This is a genomic window from Brevibacillus soli (assembly GCF_044759095.2).
Lineage (GTDB): Bacteria > Bacillota > Bacilli > Brevibacillales > Brevibacillaceae > JBIYSM02.
The window spans coordinates 1-3,130 of sequence record NZ_JBIYSM020000092.1 but is presented as its reverse complement, the minus strand read 5'-3'; the positions used below and the strand labels follow the sequence as shown (position 1 = coordinate 3,130).

The 3,130-nt window shown below is 54.9% G+C and carries 3 protein-coding genes; all 3 read left to right on the top strand.

Annotated features, from left to right (window positions below; all coding sequences use genetic code 11):
* Positions 1 to 166 precede the first annotated feature (166 nt).
* The 3 genes from prfA to spoIIR all read left to right on the top strand — a co-directional run bounded on the left by prfA (position 167) and on the right by spoIIR (position 3,013).
* A complete protein-coding gene (gene prfA, locus ACE99V_RS20210; RefSeq protein WP_400492993.1) occupies positions 167 to 1,243 on the top strand; it encodes a peptide chain release factor 1 in 1,077 nt (358 codons plus the stop codon).
* Positions 1,227 to 2,117 carry a peptide chain release factor N(5)-glutamine methyltransferase gene (gene prmC / locus ACE99V_RS20205; protein WP_400492992.1) on the top strand — a complete coding sequence of 297 codons (891 nt, stop codon included), beginning with the start codon at positions 1,227 to 1,229 and terminating at the stop codon, positions 2,115 to 2,117. Before prfA ends, prmC begins: the two co-directional genes overlap by 17 nt.
* A gap of 122 nt (positions 2,118 to 2,239) precedes the next feature.
* On the top strand, positions 2,240 to 3,013 hold the full coding sequence (gene spoIIR, locus ACE99V_RS20200) for a stage II sporulation protein R (protein WP_400492991.1): 774 nt from the start codon (positions 2,240 to 2,242) through the stop codon (positions 3,011 to 3,013).
* Positions 3,014 to 3,130: the final 117 nt, after the last annotated feature.

The window sequence follows — 3,130 nt, the reverse complement described above, 5'->3', positions numbered from 1 at the left end:
CAATGTGATTATCTCCTGTCCCATGGTGACATTTTCATAGAACAGTTACACAGTGACAATATCACAGAACAATAACACACTACAAACACTTTCCTTTGACTTTTTCTAGCTTATCCCCTATACTTTACCTGTTATAAAGCATTTTTTTACAATGGGGTGAATGACAGTGTTCGAGCGCTTATCAGCAGTTGAAGAGCGTTATGAAGAAGTGACCAATCTACTATGTGACCCCGACGTCATTAACGATACAAAGAGATTGCGTGAACTGTCCAAGGAACAGTCCTCTCTGGAAGAGACGGTAACTGCATATCGTGAATATAAATCGGTCAATTCCCAGTTGGAAGACGCCAAGGCGTTGCTGGAAGAAAAGCTGGACGATGAGATGCGCGAAATGGTGAAGCTGGAGATTGCCGATCTTTCCAAGCGCAAGGAACAGCTGGAGGGTCGACTGAAGATTCTGCTGCTTCCGAAGGACCCGAACGACGACAAAAACGTCATCGTGGAAATCCGCGGTGCAGCGGGCGGGGACGAGGCAGCGCTGTTCGCGGCCGATCTGTTCCGCATGTATACCCGCTACGCTGAGCGTCACGGGTTCAAGGTGGAAGTGCTGGAAGCCAACGAGACCGACATCGGCGGTTACAAGGAAATCATCTTCTCCGTCAACGGACGCGGCGCCTACAGCAAGCTGAAGTTTGAGAGCGGCGCCCACCGCGTGCAGCGCATCCCGGCAACCGAATCCGGCGGCCGCATCCACACCTCTACCGCTACCGTGCTTGTTCTGCCGGAAGTGGAAGAGGTGGAAGTGGAGCTGAACGAGAAGGATATTCGGATTGATACCTTCTGCTCCAGCGGCGCGGGTGGTCAGAGCGTCAACACGACCAAATCCGCGGTTCGCGTAACACACATTCCAACCGGAATTGTCGTCTCCTGCCAGGATGAAAAGTCCCAACACTCGAACAAGGACAAGGCCTTGCGCGTATTGCGCGCCCGCCTGTTTGACTTCTACCAGCAGCAAGCGATGGCCGAGCAGGACGCGACCCGCAAGAGCCTGGTCGGTACCGGGGACCGAAGTGAACGGATTCGTACCTACAACTTCCCGCAAAGCCGTGTGACTGACCATCGCATCGGCTTGACCCTGCACCGTCTGGAAACAATTCTGGATGGGGATCTGGACGAAGTGATTGACAACCTGATTATGCACGAGCAGACAGAGCTCTTGAAAAGTCATGCAACAAGCGCGTAAGTGGAATGATGTCGGAACGATTCGCGAAGCCCTGTTACGGGCTTCTTCCTTTTTGCGGGAAGCGGGGATGAAGGACCCTCGGTTTGAGGCGGAGCTGATGATTCGTCATTGTTTGGGCTGGGATCGCACCCGGTTTTTGACCTCGATGCATGAACCGATCAGCCAAGATCATCTCCAAAAGCTGCGTGAACTGTGCGAGCGGCGGATGCGGCACGAACCGCTGCAGTACCTGTTTGGCTGCCAGGAGTTTTACGGCAGACCGTTTGCCGTGGGTCCGGGTGTACTGATTCCCCGCCCGGAGACGGAAATCCTGATTGAACAGGTGCTGCTCCATGCGGGGCGCATCTGGCCGGCAAGTGCTCCATTGCAAGTGGCCGACATTGGTACAGGCAGCGGGGCGATTGCGGTGACGCTGGCCTGCGAACGGCCGAACTGGCAAGTGACGACTGTCGATCTGTCTTCGGATGCAATCGCCATCGCTGCGGAAAACGCGGAACGATTGGGCGCAGCCGTGCGGTTTCTCCAGGGAGACCTGGTGGAGCCGCTGCTGGAAAAAGGTGAGCGGCTCGACATCCTCGTCTCCAATCCGCCGTACATCCCCTCCGCTGATGTGGAGGAGCTCGACCTGGAGGTGCGGGAGTATGAGCCCCGCCTGGCCTTGGACGGCGGTGAAGACGGATTGGACTGCTACCGCCGGTTGTGTGCCGCGCTTCCCTGTCTGTTGAAGGAAAAAGCACTCGTCGCCTACGAGGTGGGAATTCACCAGGCGCAAGACGTGGCTGCGCTGCTCACCGCGTCCGGAGTGATCGACGGCGTGGAAATTGTGCCGGATCTGGCCGGAATAGAGCGGGTCGTAATTGGCTGGCGGATATAAAATCTGCTATAGCCGGGTGGGTTTTCTTAAGAACCGCGTATGTTTGTGAGAGTTTCCGTCCATACTGTTTGCTAGAAAGAGAGAGAGCAAAGAAACGGTATGATAGAGGGAGACGGATAAACATGAAGCGGTTCTTTTTAATTCTGTTTGCTCTTTTTGTTGCGATGATGAGCTGGGAGGGACAGCTTGCAGCGGCCCTTGTTCGAGGTAATGGGCCGATCCCTCAGGAGTCGATTCGCCTGCGGATCCTGGCCAACAGCGACTCCGTTCAGGATCAGTGGGTAAAGCGTGAAGTGCGAGATGCCATTGTTGCCCAGATGAATCTGTGGGTAAAAGAGATCCGTTCGTATGAGGAAGCCAGACAGGTCGTGGCGCAAAAACTGCCAGAACTGCAGGCGCTTGTGGATAAAACACTGAAAGAACGCGGGTTTGCTTATTCCGCTGCTGTGGATTTCGGCCAGGTGGAGTTCCCGACCAAGCTGTACGGTTCCTATCTCTATCCCGCCGGCACCTATGAGGCGCTTCGCGTTCGCATCGGCGAAGCAAACGGACAAAACTGGTGGTGTGTGCTGTTCCCGCCGCTCTGCTTCATCGACATGTCCAATGGGGACGCGGTGCAAGCGGCGGAAATCGACGAGGAGCCGAGCGAACCGGTTGTGGAAGAAATACAGCAAGACGAAGAAGCGGCAAGCGAAGAAACGGGCGAGCGCCGTGACGCCTTGCAGGAACTGCGTTTTGAGCGTCTGGAACGATCGCTGGTCGAAGCGGAAGAACCGCTGCCGGATGCAGCGGAAACAGACAGTGAAAGCGTATCAGAGCAGGTTACGGCTGCTGCCGACACGCCGCAGGTGGAAGTCCGGTTTTTCCTCTGGGAAAAGCTGTCCGCTTTCTTCTAACATGGCTCCCTCTCCTGCCTGTCCCATATTGGGGCAGGCTTTTTTAGTGTATAAGCGTACTATGTCAATTAGTTTTTTCGCCCTTTTTGAGAATGGCAAACACACCTAACGTAATTT